Source organism: Parafrankia sp. EUN1f (assembly GCF_000177675.1).
Taxonomy (GTDB): Bacteria; Actinomycetota; Actinomycetes; order Frankiales; family Frankiaceae; genus Parafrankia.
Genome location: NZ_ADGX01000005.1, coordinates 1 through 21,386, shown reverse-complemented (window position 1 = coordinate 21,386; position 21,386 = coordinate 1). Strand labels below are relative to the sequence as shown.

The following is a 21,386-nucleotide window of genomic DNA, read 5'->3' as shown; positions in this document are numbered from 1 at the left end:
CTCGGCGGCGCCAGGCCGGGCTGGGCTGAGCTGGCCAGGCCGGGCGGAGCCGCTCGGCCTCTCGCTAACAGCCAGTAGCCTGATCCGTCTGGCCCACAGTGGTCATCCCACCTCGCAGTTCACATGTCTTGCGACAGGAACAAGATCGCCGCTACGATCCAGCTAATAGCTGTTAGCCAACGCTTCCCGCCGACCAGAACGCGGTGGCGATGGCGACGGCCTGTCTGGCGACCGGCCGACCGGCGGCCGGCCGCCAGACAGGCCTGCCGGGTTACCCACCGACCAGACCCTGGAGGTCCGATGGCTGTCGATCTCGCCCATCCGCCCCACGTCGCCGACCTGGCCCGGCGCACCGCCCAGTTCGTCCGCGAGGTGGTGCTCCCGGCCGAGGAGCGCAACCGTGCCGCGGTGCCGTCGGAGGCCCTGCGGCGGGAGCTGCAGGACGCCGCCCGCGCCGCGGGCGTGTTCGCCCCGCACGTCAGCGCCGAGTACGGCGGCCACGGCCTGGACATGCGCGGCCGGGCCGCGGTGTTCGAGGAGGCCGGCTACTCCCTGCTCGGCCCGCTGGCGCTGAACATCGCCGCCCCCGACGAGGGCAACATGCACCTGCTGGAGGCGGTCGCCACCGAGGCGCAGAAGGAGCGCTACCTGCGGCCGCTGGCCACCGGCGAGATCCGCTCCTGCTTCGCGATGACCGAGCCCGCCCCCGGCGCCGGGTCGGACCCCCGGGCCCTGACCACCCGCGCGGAGCGGATCGACGGCGGCTGGCGCATCCAGGGGCACAAGTGGTTCATCACCGGCGCCGACGGCGCCGGCTTCGCGATCTGCATGGCCCGCACCTCCGGCACGCCCGGGGACGCCGGCGGCGCGACCATGTTCCTCGTCGACGCCGACAACCCGGGCATGAAGATCGTGCGCCACATCGAGACGCTGGACGAGAGCCTGTTCGGCGGGCACGTCGAGATGGTCTTCGAGAACTGCGAGGTGCCCGACGAGGCCGTCCTCGGCGCGGTGGACCAGGGCTTCCAGTACGCCCAGGTCCGGCTCGGCCCGGCCCGGATGACGCACTGCATGCGCTGGCTCGGCATCGCCCGCCACGCCCAGGACCTCGCCGTGCGCCGCTCCGCCGAGCGCGAGCTGTTCGGCTCCCGCCTCGGCGACCTCGGCATGACCCAGCAGGCGATCGCCGACAGCGAGATCGACATCGCCGCGTCCCGCGGCCTCATCCTGCAGGCCTGCTGGGAGCTCGACCAGGGCCGCTCGGCCGGGCAGTCCACCGCGATCGCCAAGACCTTCTGCGCCGAGGCGGTGTGGCGGGTCGTCGACCGCTCCCTGCAGATCTGCGGGGCGCTCGGTGTCTCCGGCGACATCGCGCTGAGCCGGTTCCTGCGGGAGGTACGCCCCTTCCGCATCTACGACGGCCCTTCGGAGACGCACCGCTGGGCGATCGCGCGGCGGACGCTGCGGCGGCACACGGCCGCGCAGGCCGAGGCAGGCGCGCAGGCCACGGCAGCCACCCAGGCCGAGGCGCAGGCTGGGGCGCCGGCCCAGTGAGCACCCCGATCGAAGGCCTGGACCTGCCTGCGCTCGAGCGGTTCTTCGCCGAGCGGGTACCCGGATTCGCAGGCGGGCTCACCGCCACCCTGCTCGCGGGCGGCCGGTCGAACCTGACCTATCTGCTGACGGACGGACAGGGCCGGTGGGTGCTGCGCCGTCCGCCGCTGGGCGGACTCACCCCGTCGGCGCACGACGTGCTGCGCGAGCATCGGGTGGTCGAGGCCCTCTCCGGCAGTGAGGTGCCGGTGGCGCGGGCGATCGCCCACGACTCCGGCGCGGTGATCGGTGCTCCGTTCTCGCTGGTCGAGCATGTGGCCGGCCCGGTCATCCGCACCGAGGAGCAGTTGCACGCGCTGGCGCAGGACGACATCGACCGCTGCGCGCACGCGCTGGTGGACGTCCTGGCCCGGCTGCACGCCCTCGCACCGGAGAAGGTCGGGCTCGGCGACTTCGGCCGCCCGCAGGGCTATGTGGGCCGCCAGATCCGGCGGTGGTACGACCAGTGGCAGCGGGTGCACACCCGGGACCTGCCCGACATCGACGCCCTGCACGCCGGGCTCGCCGCGGCCCAGCCGGCCGAGGGCGACGCGTCGATCGTGCACGGCGACTTCCGCATCGACAACGTGATCCTGGCACCGGAGGACCCCGGGACCATCCGGGCGGTCGTCGACTGGGAGATGTCCACGCTCGGCGACCCGCTCGCCGACCTGGGCGTGCACATCGTCTATTCGGATCCGGCCTTCGCCCACGTGCTGGCCGGGTCGGCGGCGTCGACGAGCCCGCGGCTGCCCGGCACCGAGGCGACCGCGCGCCGGTACGCCGAGACGACCGGCCGTGATCTGAGCGACTTCCCGTTCTATCTTGCGCTGGGCTACTTCAAGGTGGCCGTGATCGCCGAGGGTATCTACGCGCGGTTCCTGGCCGGGGTGACCCGGGGTGACGGCTTCGAGGGCGCCGGTGCGGCCACGGCCCCGCTGGCCGCCGCCGGGCTGCGGGCCCTGAGCGGAAATCTGGAGAGGCGATAGAGAGCGATGAGCGAGATTCTTGATCTGTTCCGGCTGGATGGCCGGGTGGCCGTGGTCACCGGCGCGAGCTCCGGTCTGGGGGCCGGGTTCGCCCGGGCGCTGGCCGAGGCCGGCGCCGACATCGTGCTCGCCGCCCGCCGCGCCGACCGGCTGGAGGTGGTGGCGAAGTCGGTGCGGGAGACCGGCCGGCGGGCGCTCACCGTCGCCACCGACGTGTCCAGCCCCGAGCAGTGCACCGCGCTGGCCGACGCCGCGATGGCCGAGTTCGGCCGGATCGACATCCTGATCAACAACGCCGGCCTCGGTACCGCGGTGCCGGCCCTGCGCGAGCAGCCCGACGAGTTCCGCCGGGTGCTCGACATCAACCTCAACGGCGCCTACTGGGCGGCACAGGCCTGCGCCCGGGTCATGCAGCCGGGGTCGAGCATCGTCAACATCGCGAGTGTTCTCGGCCTGGTCAAGTCGTACGCACCGCAGGCGGCCTACTCGGCGAGCAAGGCCGGGCTGATCGGGCTGACCCGCGACCTGTCCCAGCAGTGGTCGGGCCGCCGCGGCATCCGGGTCAACGCCATCGCCCCCGGCTACTTCGCCAGCGACATGACGGACGAGATCCCCCGGGACCAGCTGATGAGGTTCATCACGAACACGACCCCGCTGGGCCGTCTCGGTGAGCAGCGCGAGCTGGACGCGGCCGTGGTCTTCCTGGCCGGGCCGGGCGCCTCCTACATCACCGGAACGACCCTCGCGGTCGACGGAGGCATGTCCGGCCACTGAGCACGACGCCCCTGGGGAGGGGCACCCGACGATCGCCGCGGCTGCACCCAGCCGCGGCGATCGTCGTTTCTGGACGGGCTTGACCCTCGACGACCGGTACTCTACTTTTTCCCGGACGGGAAAAAGTAGGCATCATCCCGGCGAAGCCTCCGGGCACCACTGTGGCACCGGCCACCAGCATGCCCGACAGACCACCACGACAGTCGCGGACCCACGTCCTTGAAAGGCCGAAGGATGAGCGCACTGCTCGAGATCGAAGACCTCGTCGTCGAGTACCCGGCCGAAGACCATCGCGACGGCCCGGCAGCAGCGGTGCTGCGGGGCGTCTCGATCACGGTCCAGCCAGGCGAATGCCTCGGGATCGTCGGCGGCCACGGAGCTGGCAAGACCACACTCGGCCGCGCCGTGCTCGGGCAGGCCCCGGTCGCCTCCGGCTCCATCCGCTTCAAGGGCCGGGACATCGTGGCGCTCTCGCACCCCCAGCGGCGCCGCCTCGACGAGAAGATCCAGGCGGTGTTCCGGGATGCGCACGGCTCGCTCGACCCCGCCTCCACGGTCGAGGCGGCGCTCACCGAACCGCTTCGTGCCGAGCATGTGCCGGCCGGCGCGGCGGCCCGGCGGGTCCGGGAGCTGCTCAACCAGGTCGGCGTCCCGGCCGGGGCCGGCCAGCGGTTACCCGGCGAGCTCAGCGGCGACCAACGCCAGCGCATCGCGATCGCCCGCGCCCTCACGCTCTCGCCGGAGCTGATCATCTGCGATGACCCGCTCTCGGCCCTCGACCCGCGGGCCGGGCACGCCGTGCTCGAACTGCTCATGGAGGTCCAGGAATCCACCGGGACCGCCTACGTCTTCTTCTCCCCCGATCTCGCCGCGGTGCGCCGCATCTCGCATCGCATCGCCTTCCTGGAGCAGGGGCGGATCACCGACCGCGGCGAGGGCGGCCGTGACATCCCGGCCCCCCGGTTCGGATGCGAGTGGCGGTGGCCCGAGCCCGGGCCCGATCCGGTCCCGATCGCGCCGGCCTCACATCAGGCGGCGCGCTGGCAGCAGTTCCAACAGGCCACGGGACGGCGGCGGCGGCGCGCCGACAGCGGCAGTGCCGGTGGCAGTGCCAGCGACGGCGGCGGCGGCGGAGCCAGTGGCGGCGGCGCCGGTGGGAGCCGGCCAGGCGCGCGGCGGACGAGGCCTCCCCAGAGTCGCCGGCCCGACGGCCGCAGCCGTCGCCGGAGGCCCTAGAGGCCCCCGGCCGCCATACCCACCGAGCACACGGCACCTCGCACCCTCGAACGAACAGCCTGGGAGAATCGTGTCAGCGGACAGCACCAGCTCCGGGCCGCGGAACGTCATCCCGGCCGCCGTGGAGGGGAGCTCCCGGCGCCGTGCCGGTCGACCGGCACGGATCAGCCGGCAGATGGTCGTCGACGCGGCCGCCGCCCTCACCCCCGCGAACGTGACCATCCAGGCCGTCGCCGACCGGCTCGGCGTGGACCGCAAGGCCGTCAGCTACTACGTGTCCGGTCGCGAGGAGCTCCTCGAGCTCATCACCGCCCAGACACTGGCGAACGAGCTCGAGCACCTGGCCCTGCCCACCGAGGACTGGCGTGACGCCGTCCGCGTCTACGCGCGCGGCGTCCGGCGCGTGCTGCTGCGTGAGGCCTCGCTGTCGCTGCTGATCACCCGGCTGCCGGGAGCCGGCGTCCTGATGCCGGCCGAGGCGTTGGTCGACAGTCTCGTCGACGGCGGCTTCGACGAGGCCGATGCCATGGTCGCCCTCAACCTGGTGACCCGGATGGTCTTCTCCAACGCCAAGGACATCCTGGTCACCAGGCACTTCGGGGAACATCCCACGGTCACCGAGGTCCGCCGGGCCCTCGCGGAGCTCCCCCCGAGCAGGTGCCGCGCCTGCGCCGGATCCTGCGCGACGGCGTCCCACAGCCCTTCGAGCTGGAACTGGACTTCATCGTGGCCGGCCTGCAACATCTGCGGGACCGCCACGACCGCCACGACCCGCCGGACCGGCCAGGTCACCGGTCGGGCGGGCGGTGACGCACCCGGTCAGCGGACGAACACCAGGCACACGTCGTGGCCACCGAAGCCGAAGGACGTCGAGAGCACCGCGCCGGGGCGCAGCGGCCTGTTGTCGACGGCGACGACGTCGAGGTGGATCTCGTCGTCCAGCGAGGTGAGGTTGCGGGTGGCCGGGGCGAGGCCGTCCCGCAGTGACAGGACCGCGAACACCGCCTCGACGGCACCGGACGCGCCGAGCAGGTGGCCGGTCATCGACTTCGTCGAGGTCACCGCGACGCCGTCGAGCGCCGGGCCGAGGGCGGCGCGCAGCCCACGGCTCTCGGCCACGTCGCCGGCCGGTGTCGCCGACGCGTGGGCGTTCACGTGGACCACGTCGGCCGGGCCTATCCCGGCGGAGTTCAGGGCATGCCGGATGGCGCGGGCGGCACCGGCTCCGGTCGGGTCGGGGGCGGCGACGTGATGCGCGTCGGAGCTGATACCGGCGCCACCGAGGGTCGCGAGGACCCTGGCTCCCCGCGCGGCGGCGTGTTCGGCGGCCTCGAGCACGAGCACACCCGCGCCCTCGCCGAGCACGAAGCCGTCCCGGGACTTGTCGAACGGCCGTGACGCCGACCCAGGATCGTCGTTACGCCGCGACAGCGCCTGCATCTGGGCGAACCCGGTCAGCGGCAGCGGGTGGACCGCCGCCTCGGTGCCACCGGCGACGACGACGTCCGCCCGGCCGAGCTGGATGAGGTCCAGCGCGTAGGCGATCGCCTCGGCACCGGACGCGCAGGCGCTGACCGGGGCGTGCACACCCGCCCGGGCACCGAGCGCCAGGCCGACCGCGGACGCCGGCCCGTTCGGCATGATCATCGGAACCAGGAACGGGGAGACCCGCCGGTGCCCACGGTCGCGGAAGATGTCGCTCTGGGAGAGCAGGGTGGTGACGCCCCCGACCCCGGAACCGATCACGACCGCGAGCCGCTCCGGCTCGAGCGCCGGATCACCCGCGTCCGCCCAGGCCTCACGGGCCGCGACGACGGCCAGCTGCTGGCCGCGGTCCAGGCTGCGCGCCTCGACCCGGGCAAGGGGAGGCTCGACGGCGACCGGCGCGGCGATCCGGACCGGCAGCTCGCTCGCCCAGGGCGCGGTCAGCGCCCGCACGCCGCTGCGCCCGGCGAGCACCCCCGCCCACGAGTCGGCCACGTCACCGCCGAGCGGCGTCGTCAGCCCGACCCCGGTGACGACCACCTGTCGGCCCCCGCTGCCACGGCGGCGGTTCCCGGTGCCGTCGGATTCGTCGGAGCTCGTCTTTTCCTGCGGGCTGTAGGACGTCATCTCCGGGTTTCCTCCCCGCGTTCCGACCGTTTCGCATCCGGGCATTCCCGCGCGGCGAAAGTCGCGGCGGAACGCCAGCCGATCCGAGCTGTCCGCGTTCGGTCAGGAAATGCCATCCACCGGAAACCAGGCCCGGCCCGGCGGAGACCATCCCACGAATGCGCTGACCGGCCAGAGCCCAGAATAGGATCCGGGCGCCGGTTCCAACCCTCGGCCGGCCTTCTCCCCGCCATCGATTCGATGTTTCGAACGGGCGATCCGACAACAGCGGGTCCACCGGTCAGGCGATCGACCGGTGGACCCGCGCGGTGCTGCGGTGTGACAGGTCAGGAACCGATCTTCCTGCCGTCCTTGCGGCGGACGACGACGGTCGCCGCGCGGGGGCGGCCGGCCGGGTCGAAGTCCGGCCAGTTGCTGACCGCACGCGGGTCCACAGATCATTCTGATCGAAAAACGGTCGGATCGCGCACGTTCGGCTTCCCGGGCGCGGCATGATCCGCGAGGAGAGCCGACCGGGCGCGTACCTGGAGGGCTAACCGCCGCCGGCGACATCGGGAAGTGCTCGACGGCCCAGACGCGGACGGGCTGGCCGGCAACGCTGCCGACCAGCCCGTGGTGCAGGGGAGGAACCGTCTGCGGGAACTACTCCGCGTGGGAACTACTCCGCGGATCTCAGAAGGAGGTCTTCGTCGGGTCGGCCCAGTCGCGGTTCGCGTTGGACCAGCAGACCCAGGGCTTCTCCTTCGTCGCACCGACCATCTGGAACTTCCCGCCCTTGATCTGGACGAAACTCGCGCATTCCTGCTTTGCGCCGTGGGTCGTCGGATCCTTCTGGGTCGCACTCTCGTGCATCCGTGTCCAGTCGATGGGCGCGATCAGGCCGTCGGCGGTGTAATCGGTGATCTTGTTCGTCGCGTCGATCACGCTCTGGCGCGTGAAGGACGGGCCGGCCTTGAGGATTCCCTGGTAGGCGATGTCGGCGTCGATCCAGCCGATCATCGCAACCTCGGAGATCTCCGCGCCGGTCTTCTCCATCCACTTCTTGAAGTCGCCGAGGCCGCTGTCACCGGCGTCCGCCTCGAAGGGGCGGAACTGCACCTGCACGATGTCGCCCTCGAACAGGTCACCGGCCTCCTCCACGAACTTCTGGTCGTAGGAGTTCGGGTGCAGGAGCTTGACGTCCGCGAGGCCCTGGCGCTGCAGTTCCTGCGCGAGAGTCTTCTGACCGTTCAGGTCGAAGCAGGTAATGACCATATCGGCCCCGGCGCGCTTTATCGCCGACACCTCGGGGCCGACTCCGTTCGGCAGGCCGAACGCCAGGCCTTCGTTGTAGTAGACGACTTCCTGCCCGGTGTCCGCCTTGTAGAGCTCGATCGAGTCGCGCACCGACTGGGTGCACCGCTTCGAGCTGTCCGAGACTCCGTAGCCCAGCGCCGCGATCTTCTTCGCGCCGACCAGCGTGGCGGCGTACGGGTAGTAGCGTGCCGTGCAGTCCAGGCAGATGATGCCCGCGTTGCCCCAGATGTCGTCGTGGCCGGCCATGGCCGCCGGCTGGATGGCCCACACATACTGCGGAACACCCGCCTCCGCCAGGTCACCCCATCCCAGGGGAAGCTGGGCGGCGCTGAAGGTGCCGAAGGTGTTGTTGTCGTTGATGATCTTAAGTGCGCCCTGCTTGTTCTGGCCGAGCTGGTCATCGATCTTCTCGGTCAGCGCGAGCTTGCGGTCGTGAACCCCGCCCTCGCTGTTCCGGAAGGCGAAATAGGCCTCGATGCCCTGGGCGTAGCAGTCGTATATGCAGGCGCCGGTCGGGTTGTTGCTCTTGGTGGCAAGCATGGAGAAGTTGATCGCGTCCGCGGTCACCCCGGGCGCGCTGTTCGCGACCACCGCACCGCCGCTACCGCCCTTGTTCTCCGTCGAGTCCGATCCCGACGAATTGGAGCATGCGACGAGCAGGACACCCAGCGCGGCGACCAGTGCCACCAGCCGCCCTAAGTGGAGTTCAAGCCTCTTCACAGGCACGTGGTCAGTCCTTCGGTTCCAGGCGCTCGAAAGCAGTGCGGCCGAGCGCTACCAGCCCATGGATTTGTCACGACGTATACTGCACGACCGGCCCGCGTTTCTGGTTGAGAGGCGACCCGCGCGGCGTTGGGTCGATGCCGCTCAGGCGCATCGACCGGAACCGGACTTCACTCGCCGCAGGCTCCACACCCGAATCCCGACGTTCACGGCGGACAGGCGAGGGACAGCTCCCCTGGTCACGCGTCGGAATCATGCGGGAAATGGATCACAACCTGACCCCGCACGCACCCCCACCAGTCATACAAGTCGACTGCTTTAGGCTATAGACGAATTAGATGAGACGCAAGTAACAACTTAATCATCTAGAGGTACCACGGACTCCCTGCGGCCGCTGGGAAGACCACGAAGATCCTCACCGCGGCACCGGCGCACCGCCACACCGGCCGGCACGGCCGCGCAGCGCAGCGCACCTCCGGGCCGAGGTCACGCCCACACCTCCCCAAGGCCCCACCGAACCGCGCCGGGAACGTATCGGAGCGCCACTGGACCATCACCGCAGACGCACCCGAGCAGATGAATCATCGCAGGTCAGACCCATTGCCGATCATCGACATGTCAGGCGCGGTTTACGGATGGTCCATTTGCGGGATGCCCGGCGTCCATCACGGCGGCAGAAGCTCTACGGCGCGTGCCATCGGGCGCGCGGCCAAAAGGGGGGGAACATATGAATCGACCGAGCCGAACCAGCGTGACCGCTGGCGCACTGGCTGTCGCGCTGCTCGGCGCCGGTGTCGCCGCCGGCGCCGCCCAGGCCAGCGGGGGCGGATCGCGTCCCGACGAAAGGCTGCAGGCTCGTGACGACACCTACAGCGTGTCCGCCGGAAAGACGCTCTCGGTACGTGCCGGGGGCATCCTTCGTAACGACAACGGCGAGCCCGTCACCCTGGTTTCGAACACCACGCCCACGAACGGAACGCTGAGTCTCACCGCGGACGGCTTCTTCAGCTACACGCCGAAGGCCGGCTTCACCGGTACCGACAGCTTCAGCTACACCGTCAGTGACGCGGTCAGCGTCTACCAGACACAGGTCGCCCCGCTCGCCACCATCGGCGGCGTCACCATCTCAGGCGGTGCCTACGGGTCGTCCGTGTACCCCGTGCCCGGCTCCAGGAACGAGTTCTACGGTCTGACCGACCGTGGCCCGAATGTCGACGGCCCGGGCGGTGTGAAGATCGAGCCGATCCCGTCCTTCGCCCCGAAGATCGGGAAGTTCAAGCTCGTCGACGGCAGGGCGGTGCTGGAGAAGACCATCCCTCTGCGCGCCGCCGACGGCACGCCCTACAACGGGCGGGTCAGCACCGAGGCGAGCACCGGCGAGACGATCCTCGACCTGAACGGGAACACGCTCACCGCCGATCCGAACGGCTACGACCCCGAGGGCCTGGTCGCGCTGCGCGACGGCACGTTCTGGATCTCCGACGAGTACGGACCGTACATCACGCACTTCGACCGTGACGGCAAGGCGATCGAGCGTCTCTCCCCCTTCAACGGCGCGCTGCCCGCGGAGCTCGCCAACCGGATGCCGAACCGGGGCATGGAGGGCCTGACCATCACGCCGGACGGCACGACGCTCGTCGGGATGATGCAGTCCGCGCTGGCGCAGAAGGACCTGACGCCGAAGCCGGCGACCGTGACCACCCTGCGGATCGTCACCTACGATCTGCGCACGAAGGCCACCCACGAGTACCTCTACCTGCTGGACGACCCGGTGCGCAACGTCGGCGCGGTCAGTGAGATCACCGCGATCGGCAACTCGAGGTTCCTGGTCACCGAGCGGGACGGAAACTTCGAGCCCGGTGCCGTCAAGAAGATCTTCGCGATCGACCTGTTCGGCGCGACCGACGTCGGCCCGCAGGCGTCGGTGCCGGGCGCGGTGTACACCGCGGCCAAGGGCGGCCTGCTGCTGGGCAGCGCCCAGAAGACCATCGAGGCCACGGTCGGCAGCTCCGACACCGCGACCGCGACGGCGACGCTGGCCGCGGCCGGCATCCGCCCGGTCAGCAAGAAGGTGGACGTGGACGTCGTGGGCCTGGTCAGCACCCTCGACCCGACCGGTGGCTTCTTCGGCCACGACAAGGTCGAGGGCGTCGCGACGACCGACGGCGGACGGACGCTCGTCATCACCAACGACAACGACTTCGGCATCAACGGCGTGACGAACACGGCGGCGCCGTTCCAGCTGAAGGCCAAGATCCTGCCGAACGGCCAGCAGGACGACGGGGCGTTCCTGGTGGTCGACACGACCAGGCTCCCCGCCGGCACCAGCACCGCGACCGTCACCATCACCGTCAGGAACGGCGGCCGGCACTGATCCAGCGGAGGTCAGGCGCCCTGCACCCCGCGCCTGGCCTCCGCTCCCCCTGCTTCCGCTCTCACCCGGTTCCGCTCTCACGCGTCTCACGCGCCTGCGCGCAGGCGTGCGGCGTGCGGCGTGCGGCGTGCGGCGTGCGGCGTGCGTCCCATGCTGATCGTTCAGGAAAGCTCGCGCTTGAGGATCTTGCCGGTGGCGGTCATGGGCAGCGCGTCCACGAACTCCACGACACGCGGGTACTTGTAGGCGGCCATCTGCTCCTTCGCCCACGCGATCAGTTCCTCGGCGGTGACGGTGGCGCTCTTCTCCCGGATGACGACGGCCTTGATCTCCTCGCCGTGACTCGGATGCGGAATGCCGATGACCGCCGCGAGCGAGACGCCGGGATGGGTCAGCAGGACCTCCTCGACCTCACGCGGATAGACGTTGAACCCGTTGCGCAGGATCATGTCCTTCGACCGGTCGACGATGTAGTACCAGCCGTCGGCGTCCCTGCGGCCGAGGTCACCGGTGCGGAACCAGTCGTCCCGCAGCGCCTGCTCGGTCGCCTCGGCCCGCTTGTAGTACCCCTTCATCACGTTGTGCCCGCGGATGGCGACCTCGCCGATGCCCCCGGGCTCGGTGATCTCGTCCCAGCTCGCCGGGTCGAGCAGCTTCATCTCGATCCCGCGGACCGGAACACCTATGGAGCCCACCCGCGGCGGCTGGCCGTACAGCGAGAACGAGGCGACCGGGGATGTCTCGGACAGCCCGTAGCCCTCCATGATCGTGACGCCGAACTGCTTCTCGAACTGCCGGTGCACCTCGACCGGCAGCGCCGCACCGCCGGAGATGGCGATGCGCAGGTTGCCGGCCAGTGTTTCGACGTCGATCGACGGGTCCCGCGCAAGCGCGTCGAGCAGGCTCCAGTACATCGTGGGAACCCCGGCGAAGACGGTGACCTGCTCGTCCAGCATGGTCTGGATCGCCGCGCCCGCCTCGAACCGCGGCAGCAGCACGCAGCGTCCCCCGAACGCGATCGCGCTGTTCTGGGTGACCGTCTGGCCGAACGAGTGGAACAGCGGCAGCACGCACAGGTAGGTGTCGGGGCGAGTGGGATCACACTGGAACACATCACGGGCGACCAGCGCGTTGTCGCGCATGTTGCGGTGGCGCAGCTCCGCTCCCTTGGGCTGGCCGGTGGTGCCCGAGGTGTAGAGGATGACGGCGGTGTCGTCGTCCGCGGTCTCGACGCCGCGGAAGGTCGCCGGCTGGTCGGCGACGGCCTGCCCGAGGGTCCGCACCGGGCGCTGCGGCGTTCCCTGCACCGGCGAGGCGGCGGCCGGGTCGACCGTGATGACGAAGAAGTGCTCACAGCCGGGCGTCTCGACGAACCCGGCGTACCCCTCGGCCGCGATGGGCAGATCGGGAGTGCCCTGGAAGCAGAAGTACGCGCGGGCGTCGGAATCGTCGAGGTGGTAGGCGATCTCCCGGCTTCGCAGCAGCACGTTGAGGGGCACGACCACCGCACCCGCCTTGAGGATGCCGAAGTAGACGATCGTGAAGTGCGGCACGTTCACGCAGCTGAGCGCGACCTTGTCGCCGGGCTGGATGCCGCTGGCCACCAGCAGGTTCGCGACCTGGCTGGCGGCGCCGTCGAGCTGGGCATAGGTGACGCGGGCGGGGCCGAGGACGAGCGCCTCCCGGCCCGGGTAGGTCGCGGCCGTGTCCTCCAGCAGCTGTGCCAGGTTCGCCATGTCCTCGTCCTCGCCCTCTCGCCGGTCTCGATCAGCCACGGCCCGCGCCAGCGGACGGATCAGTGGTCGGTGTTGTCGGGGCCGGTCCTACGCCCGGTCCTACGATGCCACCGCGGCGGCTGTCCGTGGCACCGCGCGCGTATCGCCCCGCGGGCGGATCAGCCGATTGGGAGATCGAATCCAGGGTTGTGATGATCGGGCGCGCATTCCATGGTGAACCCGCGCGGGGCTCGCGCGGAAGCTCGCCGAAGGGTTCATCCATGCCGACCGCCACGTTTGAGAAGTCACACAGCTTCGAGGTCTTCGAACACTACGAACGGCTCCAGTGGAAGGTTTGCGAGCTGGGGCTTGAGAACATCAACCAGGAGCTCGTCCAGCCGGCTTACCTGGCCCTCGTCAAGGGCGTCGTCGTCGGTGAGGCGACGTCCCTTCCCGGGCTGCACGGCTTCCTCAGCGAGTTCCACGACGACTACGACTGCTCGGCCTTCGTGGCCATCTGGGCCTACCAGGAGCTGCAGCACCACTACGCGTTCCGTGCCTGGCTCAAGGCCGTCGGTGTCCACATCGACCAGGACAAGATCGAGGCTCTGCGCGAGCCGTACGAGGCCGGAATCACGCCGAGCGCGACGCTGACCACCAACGTCATCTCGGAGATCATCGTCAACACGGCCTACCGGGCGCTGGCGGAATGGGTGCAGGAGCCCGTTCTCGCCGGCCTCTTCCTGAACGCCAGCCGCGACGAGGCGGGCCACGCCCGCGAGTTCCTCTTCTATCTGAAGCGCCGCCTCGCCCAGCACCCGGAGGAGCTGAAGTCGGTCCTGGAGAGGATCCACTTCTACGTGACCAGTCCGCGGCTGAACCACCCGGTCGGCGTCTACAAGCACCAGCGCGTCGAGGAGATGCGTGACCACGAGACCGTCGACGACGTGATCGACGTGTTCCTGCGGATCTCCCCGCCCGACGCGCAGGAGAAGCTGCAGGCGAAGCTGCGGCGCATGCTCGGCACGGCGGTGGGCCGGGACCTCACCCGGAACTCGACCATCCGCCATGCCATGGCCGAGCTCTCGGTCTGAACGGAGCGACGATCATGCCGTCCGAATCCGAGGTTCTGAGCACCGTCACGGACATCGTCGCCCGCGAGCTCGGGATGCAGGCCGACACGCTCACCCCAGACCTTGATCTTCGCAGTGCCGAGGGCGCGGACTCGATGAAGGTCCTCGTCATGATCTCCCGCATCGAACGCGCCTACGACATCGAGATCGAGGACGAGGACGTCTTCACCCTCGCCTCCATCAGCGACGTCGTCCGCATCGTGCTCGCGACGCTCGAAACGGCGACCGTCTGACGTCCGACCGCGTAGTGCCGTGCCGTGCGGCGCCGTACGGCACGGCCTTCTTCATCTTACCGATAGAAAAGTGAAGAAGATCACGCGGAATCGGCGTTGGCTCCCGCACAGCCAGCGTGTTTGGGTGTTTTCGTGCCCCAGACGTCCCCCGCCCTGCCCCTCGATGACCGGCCGCCGGCCGCGGCCGCCGTGGTCGCGGCGCTGCTGCCGCAACCGTTCGTCGACCCGCTGCGCACCGCGCTCGGCACCGACGTCGAGGTTCTCGACGTCCTGGGCGGCGACCCCCTGCCCGCCACACCGGCCGGGCCGCTGGTGTCGCTGGCCATGCCCTGGTCGCTGAACAACTCGCCGTCGCCAGCCGCGCTGGACGCGATCGAACGGGCGGAATGGGTGCATTTCGTGTCGACGGGCGTCGACGGGTTCCCCCTCGACCGGCTGGCCGGCCGCACGGTGACCTGCGGCCGAGGCGCGAACAGCGTCGCGATCGCGGAGATGACGGTCGGCCTGCTCCTCGCCGCCGAGAAGCGCTTCCCGGAGATCTGGGAGGCCGAGACGAACGAGCCGTACATCGCCGAGCCGCTGGGCACGCTGGATGGCCGCACCGTCGGGCTGCTCGGCTTCGGGTCGATCGCCCAGGCCCTGGCACCCCGCCTGGCCGGCTTCGGGACCCGCCTGCTGGCACTGCGGCGCAGCGGCCGCCCTTCCGACGTCCCGGGTGTGACGGTCGTGCAGACGCTCGCCGAGCTGCTCGGGCAGGCCGACCATCTGGTGGTCGCCGCCGCCCTGACCCCGCAGACGAACCGGCTGCTCGATGACGCCGCGTTCGCACTCGCGAAGCCCGGCCTGCATCTGGTGAACATCGCCCGGGGGCGGATCGTCGACACCGACGCGCTGGTCCGTGCGCTGGCGACCGGGATCGTCTCCCGCGCCAGCCTGGACGTCACCGACCCGGAGCCACTGCCGGCCGACCACCCGCTGCGCCACGACCCGCGGGTGCGGATCATGCCGCACCTGTCCTGGTCGGCTCCCGGTGGCTTCAGCCGTGGCCTTGATGTGTTCTCGGACAACCTCCGGCGCTGGCGCGCGGGCGAGCCGTTGCACGGCCTCGTCGACATCACCGCCGGCTACTGAGCCACCGGGCAGTCGTCCGCGTCACCCGCCGGCGGCCTCCTGATCGGCCCACCACTGCAGCGCCTCCTCGACCTCGCGGGTCTCGGGATGCTCTGGGCCGAGCGCGCGCAGCCGGCTGGTCAGGACGTCCGCGCCGATCTCCCGCGCCCGCGGGAAGCGGCCGAGCCTGCCCAGGTAGACAGCCAGGTTGTAGGCCGACTTCACCGTGTCCGGGTGGCCTGGGCCCAGCACCGCGCCGCGCCGGGTGAAGGTGTCCTCCCCCAGCTCGCAGGCCGCTTCGTGATCCCCGAGGGCGCTGAGCCGGACAGCGAGGTTGTACGCCGAGGTCAGGCTGTCGGGATGGCTTTCCCCCAGCACCCGGCGCCGCCGGATGAGGGTGTCCTCCCCCAGCTCGCAGGCCGCCAGGTGGTCCCCGAGGGCGCCCAGCACGATGCCGAGGTTGTTCGCCGTGCCCAGGGTCTCCGGGTGGTCGGGCCCGAGCGCCCGGCGGCGCCGGGCAAGCGTCTCGCGGTACAGGTCGCGGGCGGCGGCCTGGTCGCCGAGCTCGGCGAGGTCGACCGCGAGGTTGTGGGCCGAGGTGAGGGTGTCGGGGTGGTCGGGCCCGAGCACCCGGCCGCGCCGCGCAAGCGTGTCCTCGTCCAGCGCGCGGGCGGCCCGGTGGTCACCCCGGGCACTGAGCCGAACGGCCAGGCTGTTCGCCGCCGCCAGGGTGTCGGGATGGTCCGGGCCGAGGGTCCCCCTCAGCCGCGCGAGCCCCTGGGCGGTGGGCTCCGCACCGCCCCACAGGTCCGGCTTCCCGCCCTCCGCCAGCTTCCGCGTCGCGCCGACACCGCGGTCCTCATCACCGTCATCGCTGTCAGTGCCGTCAGTGCCGTCAGCGGCGTCAGCGGCGTCAGCGGCGTCAGCGCCGGCATCACGGCGGGCGCGGTCACCAGCGGCGACGGCGCTACCGGTGGCGGCCGGGGGCTCGTCCCCCGCAGGGATCACGGCCTCGCGGATCCGGGCCTCGGGGATCACGGCGCCAGCGGCTCGCACGCCACCGAGCGAGATCCCCTCCGCCGCGCGGCGGACGGCGTCGTCGAGGTGCAGTGGCAGGCCGGCCCGCACGGTCCAGCCCGCGCCATAGGCCTCGGTCGCGGCGTGGGCTAGCGCGGTGGCGAACGTGACGGCGTCCGGCGGCCGGGCGGCGGGATCCTTCGCCAGTGCGTGCAGGACGACCTCGGCGACCGGCCCGGCCACCCCCGGCATGGGCGGGGGTGGCGCCGACAGCTGCTGGTGCCACAGGACGTGCAGCGGCTGCCGGGGGTCGAACGGAGGGCGCCCGGTCAACAGGCGGTAGAGGACGCTGCCCAGCGCGTACAGGTCGGTCGCCGGGCCCAGGCGCCCGCGTTCGATCTGTTCGGGAGCCATGTTCATCGGTGTGCCGACAACCTTGCTTGCGGTGGTCGCCGCGCCCTCGAACACCCGCGCGATGCCGAAGTCGACGACCTTCACCGTCCCGTCCGCGGCGAACAGGATGTTGTCGCCCTTGACATCGCGGTGCAGCACGTTGTGGTCGTGGGTGTGGCTCAGCGCGGCGGCCACCGCCAGGCCCACCGCACACGCCTGCTCCGGGGTCAGCCGGCTGCGGCGCCGGCTCAGCGTGCCTCCGCCCAGCAGCTCCATCACCACGAGGCGGAGATCGTCATCCTCGACGTAGTCATACACCCGGACCACATGCGGATGATCAAGGCTGCCCAGCAGCCGGGCCTCGGCCGCGAAGTCGATCCACTCGCCGCCGGCGTCGCGGGCCCGCATCACCTTGATCGCGCTCGGGCGACGCATCCGACGGTGCTCCGCCCTCAGCACCAGCCCGAACGCGCCCGCACCGAGATCCTCGCCGAGAACGTAGTTGGGCACGGCAGCGGCCACCCGTGCCCGGTCGATCATCATCGAACGCCCCAGAGCATCACAAGCACATCATGCGGCAGTCGTCCCACCCGCGACCCACGGAGCACCTGTCTTTCCGCCTAAAGTCCGGGTGCAACACCGCCGACCACGGTACTTCTATCCCCGGGAACGCCGACGGCCGCCGTTACAATGACGGGTGGCCGAGCGGGCGACTAGAGTTGGTCCGGTTCCTTCATTAGAATCCGCCGGGCGAGGACCAGGAGCGCGCAGGTGAGCAACGCCGCCATGGGCAGTTCGCTGCCAGGGCCCGTCGTCGTACTCGAACATGGCGGGACCCGGTGGCGGGCCGGCCGCGGCGCGGAAATCACGGTCGGGCGCAGCAGCGCCTGCACCATCAAGCTGCCGGATGACATCTACCTGTCACGGCACATGGCCTCGCTGCGGGTTCTCGACGACTGCGTCCTGGTGTACAACAAGTCCCAGTCCAAGCCGTTCTCACTGCGCCCGCCCGTCGGGGCGGACAGGGTCATCGAACCCGGCGCGGCGGTCACATCGCTGCCGTTCTCCGAGTTCGACATCGTCCTGGCCCGCCAGGGTGGGGCGACCGCCACCATCCATGTCGACGCCTCCGCCGTCACCTATGACCGCCGGTTCTTCGGCGCCAGCACGCTTTCCGAAAGCCGGGCGACGATCGGCGGGCCACTGCAGCTCACCCCGGCGCAGCGGGACATCATCGTCGAGCTGTGCCGGCCGCTGCTGACCCGCTGCGGAAGCGACGCCCGCCCGGCCACCTACCAGGAGATCGGCGCACGGCTGAACCTCAGCCCAAGGTACGTGCGCAACGTCATCACCGACATCCGGCAGGAGCTGAGCCGACGCGGCGTCCCCGAACTGACGGACTGGGAGTCTCTGGCGCACTGGATGATCCTCAACCGGGTGGTCACCGAGCACGACCTCGGCCCGCCTGGCCAGAAGTAGCCAGGCACGCCGGCCGCACGCCGGCCTCACGCCGGCCTCACGCCGGGCGATCCTGTCCACGCGGCCGCCCGCAGGGCACGGACAGGTCCACGGACCCACACCCGGGCCCGGTGCGGCCGTGGGGTGTAGCGCTCCACTACCCGGCCGAAGGCCCGTCCTCTAGGTTCTCCGGAGTCGGCGGTCGACGCCGACCTGCCGGGGAAGAACACCCGTGGTAGTGCCCTCGGAGGTCACAGCGGTATGGCCCTGTTAAGCGTCGGGCAAGTGATACGCGATACCTACACCGTCGAACGGCTGCTGGGCCGCGGTGCCTTCGCCGAGGTCTACCGGGTCGAGCACCGGTATCTGGGCCGGCAGGCGATGAAGGTGTTCCGGCAGGAGGGAATGTCCGCGGAGCAGGTGCGGGACGCGCTCGGTGAGGCAATGCTGCTCTCCAGGCTGGGCCACCCGAACATCGTTCGCGTCTTTGAGGCAAACACCGTCGAGGCGGACAGCGGCGTCCATGCGTACTTCACCATGGAATATGTCAACGGCGGCACACTGACCGGTTTCCGGCTGTCGTTCGGTGAAGCGTTCGTGCCCATTCCCGTCGCGGTCGACGTCATGCGCCAGGTCGCCCGTGGGCTGGCTGTCGCCCATCGGGAATCACCACCGATCGTCCACCGCGACATCACCCCGCAGAACATTCTGGTCGGCTACGACCGGGACGGGCCCCGGGCCCGGATCAGCGATTTCGGGCTCGCCCGGAAGGTCAGCGCGCTGACGCTGCTGGCCAGCTCGCAGGGAACCATCGCGTTCATGGCGCCGGAAACACTGCTGCACCCCCATCTGGCGTCGGTGCCGGGCGATGTCTGGGCCCTCGGCGCGGTGTTCTACCTGCTGCTGACCGACGAGTTCCCCTACCCGCGGCGCGCCGCCGGCGATCCGATCACGGCCGCCTGGGACACCACGGCGCTCGTGCCGCCGAACCAGGTGCGGTACGCGGTCGACGATCTGCTCAACGCGATCATCGTCCGGGCGCTGTCCTTCGACACCGCGACGCGCTACCCGTCCGCGGCCGAGATGCTCGCCGACCTGGAGGCCTGGCCAGCGCGCCCGAACCCGCCCCACCAGGACCGGCCTCGGCACGTGCCGCCCCAGGACCCGCCTCCCGCGGACACCGGATCCACGGGCACCGAACACGCGGACACCGGACGTGACAGCCGACGCGCGGACACACCACGCACAGACCGGCCGCGGCAACGCGGGCGGGAACCGGGGCCGGCCGGGGAGATCGCCGCCGGCAAGAACACAGGGGGCTGACGCCTTGACCACGCACGGCACCGACCTCGCCCCGCTGCGGCGGGTGTCCGCCCAGCTCTACCGCCAGAACGCGTTCCGCCTCACCGGCGTCCCGCTGTCGGCCACGGCCCGCGACATCAGACGGCAGTCGGACATGCTCGCCATCCTGGAGAAGACCGGGGCACCGCTGCCGGTACCGGACCTTCTGCCGCTGCGGCCCGAGCCGTCCAGTGCGGACATCCGGGCCGCTCTCGACCGGCTCGGTGATCCGCGTCAGCGGCTTGTCGACGAGTTCTTCTGGTTCTGGCCGGTCGGCGGCGGCAGCAGCAGCTCCAGCGACGGCACCGGCACCGGCACCGGCGAGGACCCGGCGCTGGCCGCGCTGGCCGCCGGTGACACGCAGGAGGCGGCCAGGTTGTGGGCCGCCACGGCCGAGAACAGTGATCGACAGGTACCCGCACCGGACGCCGCGAACGCGCTGCACAACGTAGCGGTGCTCGGTCACCTGCAGGCGCTGGACGCCGAGCTGACCCCGGGCTCGGAACCACCCGACTGGGTCCTGGTCTACCGGCGCTGGGGGGACGTCCTGCGTGACCACCAGGTATGGAGCGGCCTTGAGGAGCGCATCCGCCGCGCCGCGGACGCCCGGCTCGACCCCGGCCTGGCCGACACCATCCGCAGCGGGCTGCCCGCCGCGCTGCTGTCGATCGGTGCCGGGCTGGCGGCGGAGGCCATCGCCGCCGGTGAGCGTGACCGGGCTGAGCGGCAGCTGGCGGCCATGCGCGGCGCGCGGCTGGGAAGCGACGCCGAGGAGACCCTGGGTGCCGCCCTGCGCACGGCCGGCGCACCGTGGGCCGACGAGATCGACCGGTTGTGCGACAGCGCCGTGGGGGTGGCCAACGGCACCCGCAGGGAGGGCCTGGCACAGGCGGAGCGCATCCTCACCGAGTCCACGGGTGCACTCGAGCGACTGGACCTGCTGCTGCCCGCCGACGAGTCGACGCGGGTGCGCACCCGCGACCGGGTGGCTGTCGAGACCCTGACCTGCCTGCTCGCGTTCGACCAGGCCCGGGACCGGCCGGAGCCCCCGACGGAGGCCTCTGTCCGCGACCAGCAGCGGATGTCCGCGGCGACGGTCCGCGCCGAGGGGGTGGCGGCGTCGGAGACGGTCCGGGAACGGCTGGCCGAGAACCGCCGGATCCTGGAGGCGGCCACGCAGTCGCTCACGTGCTGGTTCTGCGAGAAGGAGCCGGGCGTCTCCGCGGCGATGGAGATCTGGATGCACGGCGACATCACCCGGACCTATCCCCGGGTGAGCTGGCGCAACACGAAGGTCACGGTGCCGCGTTGCTCGTCCTGCGAGAGCCGGACGGTGCGTCGGCAGGGAGCGGCCGTGCTGCGCTGCGCCCTCTACTTCGTGGTCGCGATCAGCATTCCCACCATGCTGTTCCCCGGCTCCGGCGGCGGGTTCATCGCCCTCGCCGTGTTCGCCGCCTTCGCCGCGCTCCTCGTCGACGTGCTCGCCGCCGTCGCGCCCGCCGGGCGCCGGGAGAAAGCGCGGCTGGACTCCTATCCCGCTCTGAAGGACCTGGCTGCCCGCGGCTGGAACCGCGGCGAGAAACCTCTGGGGATTGGCAATGTCTGACAGTCGGTGGCCCGACGGTCTGCGCCAGTGGCGCCATCCGCGTGCCTTCCGCATCGCCCCGCCGTCGATTCCGGAGAAATGGGCCGACGCGCTGTGGGCTTCCCTGCAGGACGGACCCGCGTCCGCCGAGCAGCCGGCACCGGAGCTACCCGCCGTGGCGCAGTCGGAGGGTGCGGCTGCCGCGGGCACGCTGCGACCGTCGGCGGTGGCCGAGCTCGCCACCGGGCTGTGGCGCCTGCGCCGGCGTCTCGACGCGACCGCGGCCGCGGCCGGTGCCGCGGCC

16 protein-coding genes and 2 pseudogenes are annotated in these 21,386 nt (G+C 71.0%); 14 read left to right on the top strand and 4 right to left on the bottom strand.

Features of this window, described 5'->3' with window-relative positions; all coding sequences use genetic code 11:
• Positions 1–300: 300 nt before the first annotated feature.
• The 6 genes and pseudogenes from FREUN1FDRAFT_RS02190 (at position 301) to FREUN1FDRAFT_RS44885 (ending at position 5,402) form a co-directional block, all read left to right on the top strand.
• On the top strand, positions 301–1,554 hold the full coding sequence (locus tag FREUN1FDRAFT_RS02190; RefSeq protein ID WP_006538298.1) for an acyl-CoA dehydrogenase family protein: 1,254 nt from the start codon (positions 301–303) through the stop codon (positions 1,552–1,554).
• Positions 1,551–2,582 (top strand): phosphotransferase family protein, encoded by a 1,032-nt coding sequence (locus tag FREUN1FDRAFT_RS02185; protein ID WP_006538297.1) that lies wholly within the window; start codon positions 1,551–1,553, stop codon positions 2,580–2,582. Before FREUN1FDRAFT_RS02190 ends, FREUN1FDRAFT_RS02185 begins: the two co-directional genes overlap by 4 nt.
• A gap of 6 nt (positions 2,583–2,588) precedes the next feature.
• Positions 2,589–3,356, top strand: coding sequence for an SDR family NAD(P)-dependent oxidoreductase (locus tag FREUN1FDRAFT_RS02180; RefSeq protein WP_006538296.1), 768 nt, complete (start codon positions 2,589–2,591; stop codon positions 3,354–3,356).
• Positions 3,357–3,590: 234 nt separating this feature from the next.
• The gene (locus tag FREUN1FDRAFT_RS02175) at positions 3,591–4,592 is read left to right on the top strand and encodes an ATP-binding cassette domain-containing protein (RefSeq protein WP_006538295.1); all 1,002 of its coding nucleotides are present in this window, start codon (positions 3,591–3,593) and stop codon (positions 4,590–4,592) included.
• A gap of 175 nt (positions 4,593–4,767) precedes the next feature.
• Positions 4,768–5,097: pseudogene (locus FREUN1FDRAFT_RS47870) on the top strand (hypothetical protein); the annotation flags it as partial.
• A 152-nt stretch (positions 5,098–5,249) separates the two neighbouring features.
• Positions 5,250–5,402: a hypothetical protein gene (locus FREUN1FDRAFT_RS44885; RefSeq protein ID WP_198144225.1), complete on the top strand. Its 153-nt coding sequence runs from the start codon at positions 5,250–5,252 to the stop codon at positions 5,400–5,402.
• A gap of 9 nt (positions 5,403–5,411) precedes the next feature.
• On the opposite strand, the gene FREUN1FDRAFT_RS02165 is transcribed toward FREUN1FDRAFT_RS44885, so the two are convergent.
• A complete protein-coding gene (locus FREUN1FDRAFT_RS02165) occupies positions 5,412–6,704 on the bottom strand; it encodes a beta-ketoacyl synthase (RefSeq protein ID WP_006538293.1) in 1,293 nt (430 codons plus the stop codon).
• A 672-nt stretch (positions 6,705–7,376) separates the two neighbouring features.
• Complete coding sequence (locus FREUN1FDRAFT_RS02160; protein WP_006538292.1) at positions 7,377–8,726, bottom strand: ABC transporter substrate-binding protein; 1,350 nt, start codon at positions 8,724–8,726, stop codon at positions 7,377–7,379.
• Positions 8,727–9,450: 724 nt separating this feature from the next.
• Here FREUN1FDRAFT_RS02160 and FREUN1FDRAFT_RS02155 point away from each other — a divergent pair.
• On the top strand, positions 9,451–11,097 hold the full coding sequence (locus FREUN1FDRAFT_RS02155) for an esterase-like activity of phytase family protein (protein WP_006538291.1): 1,647 nt from the start codon (positions 9,451–9,453) through the stop codon (positions 11,095–11,097).
• Positions 11,098–11,258: 161 nt separating this feature from the next.
• Here the strand turns inward: FREUN1FDRAFT_RS02155 and FREUN1FDRAFT_RS02150 are convergent, their stop codons facing one another.
• A complete protein-coding gene (locus tag FREUN1FDRAFT_RS02150) occupies positions 11,259–12,833 on the bottom strand; it encodes a long-chain fatty acid--CoA ligase (RefSeq protein ID WP_006538290.1) in 1,575 nt (524 codons plus the stop codon).
• Positions 12,834–13,093: 260 nt separating this feature from the next.
• On the opposite strand from FREUN1FDRAFT_RS02150, the gene FREUN1FDRAFT_RS02145 reads away from it, so the two are divergent.
• From FREUN1FDRAFT_RS02145 to FREUN1FDRAFT_RS02135, 3 genes are all read left to right on the top strand, one after another.
• The gene (locus tag FREUN1FDRAFT_RS02145; protein WP_006538289.1) at positions 13,094–13,906 is read left to right on the top strand and encodes a ferritin-like domain-containing protein; all 813 of its coding nucleotides are present in this window, start codon (positions 13,094–13,096) and stop codon (positions 13,904–13,906) included.
• Between the two features lie 14 nt (positions 13,907–13,920).
• Positions 13,921–14,178, top strand: a complete 258-nt coding sequence (locus FREUN1FDRAFT_RS02140; RefSeq protein WP_006538288.1) for an acyl carrier protein — start codon at positions 13,921–13,923, stop codon at positions 14,176–14,178.
• 132 nt (positions 14,179–14,310) lie between these two features.
• Positions 14,311–15,309, top strand: a complete 999-nt coding sequence (locus FREUN1FDRAFT_RS02135) for a D-isomer specific 2-hydroxyacid dehydrogenase family protein (protein WP_232295004.1) — start codon at positions 14,311–14,313, stop codon at positions 15,307–15,309.
• A 21-nt stretch (positions 15,310–15,330) separates the two neighbouring features.
• Here the strand turns inward: FREUN1FDRAFT_RS02135 and FREUN1FDRAFT_RS39395 are convergent, their stop codons facing one another.
• Positions 15,331–17,241: a serine/threonine-protein kinase gene (locus FREUN1FDRAFT_RS39395; RefSeq protein ID WP_006538286.1), complete on the bottom strand. Its 1,911-nt coding sequence runs from the start codon at positions 17,239–17,241 to the stop codon at positions 15,331–15,333.
• Positions 17,242–17,469: 228 nt separating this feature from the next.
• Here FREUN1FDRAFT_RS39395 and FREUN1FDRAFT_RS02125 point away from each other — a divergent pair, with 228 nt between their 5' ends.
• From FREUN1FDRAFT_RS02125 to FREUN1FDRAFT_RS02110, 4 genes and pseudogenes are all read left to right on the top strand, one after another.
• On the top strand, positions 17,470–18,177 hold the full coding sequence (locus tag FREUN1FDRAFT_RS02125) for a hypothetical protein (protein WP_006538285.1): 708 nt from the start codon (positions 17,470–17,472) through the stop codon (positions 18,175–18,177).
• 240 nt (positions 18,178–18,417) lie between these two features.
• Positions 18,418–19,479 (top strand): serine/threonine-protein kinase, encoded by a 1,062-nt coding sequence (locus FREUN1FDRAFT_RS02120; protein WP_006538284.1) that lies wholly within the window; start codon positions 18,418–18,420, stop codon positions 19,477–19,479.
• A 4-nt stretch (positions 19,480–19,483) separates the two neighbouring features.
• Positions 19,484–21,103, top strand: a complete 1,620-nt coding sequence (locus tag FREUN1FDRAFT_RS02115) for a hypothetical protein (protein WP_006538283.1) — start codon at positions 19,484–19,486, stop codon at positions 21,101–21,103.
• Positions 21,096–21,386 (top strand): annotated as a pseudogene (locus FREUN1FDRAFT_RS02110) (hypothetical protein); the annotation flags it as partial. The gene FREUN1FDRAFT_RS02115 and the pseudogene FREUN1FDRAFT_RS02110, both read left to right, overlap by 8 nt.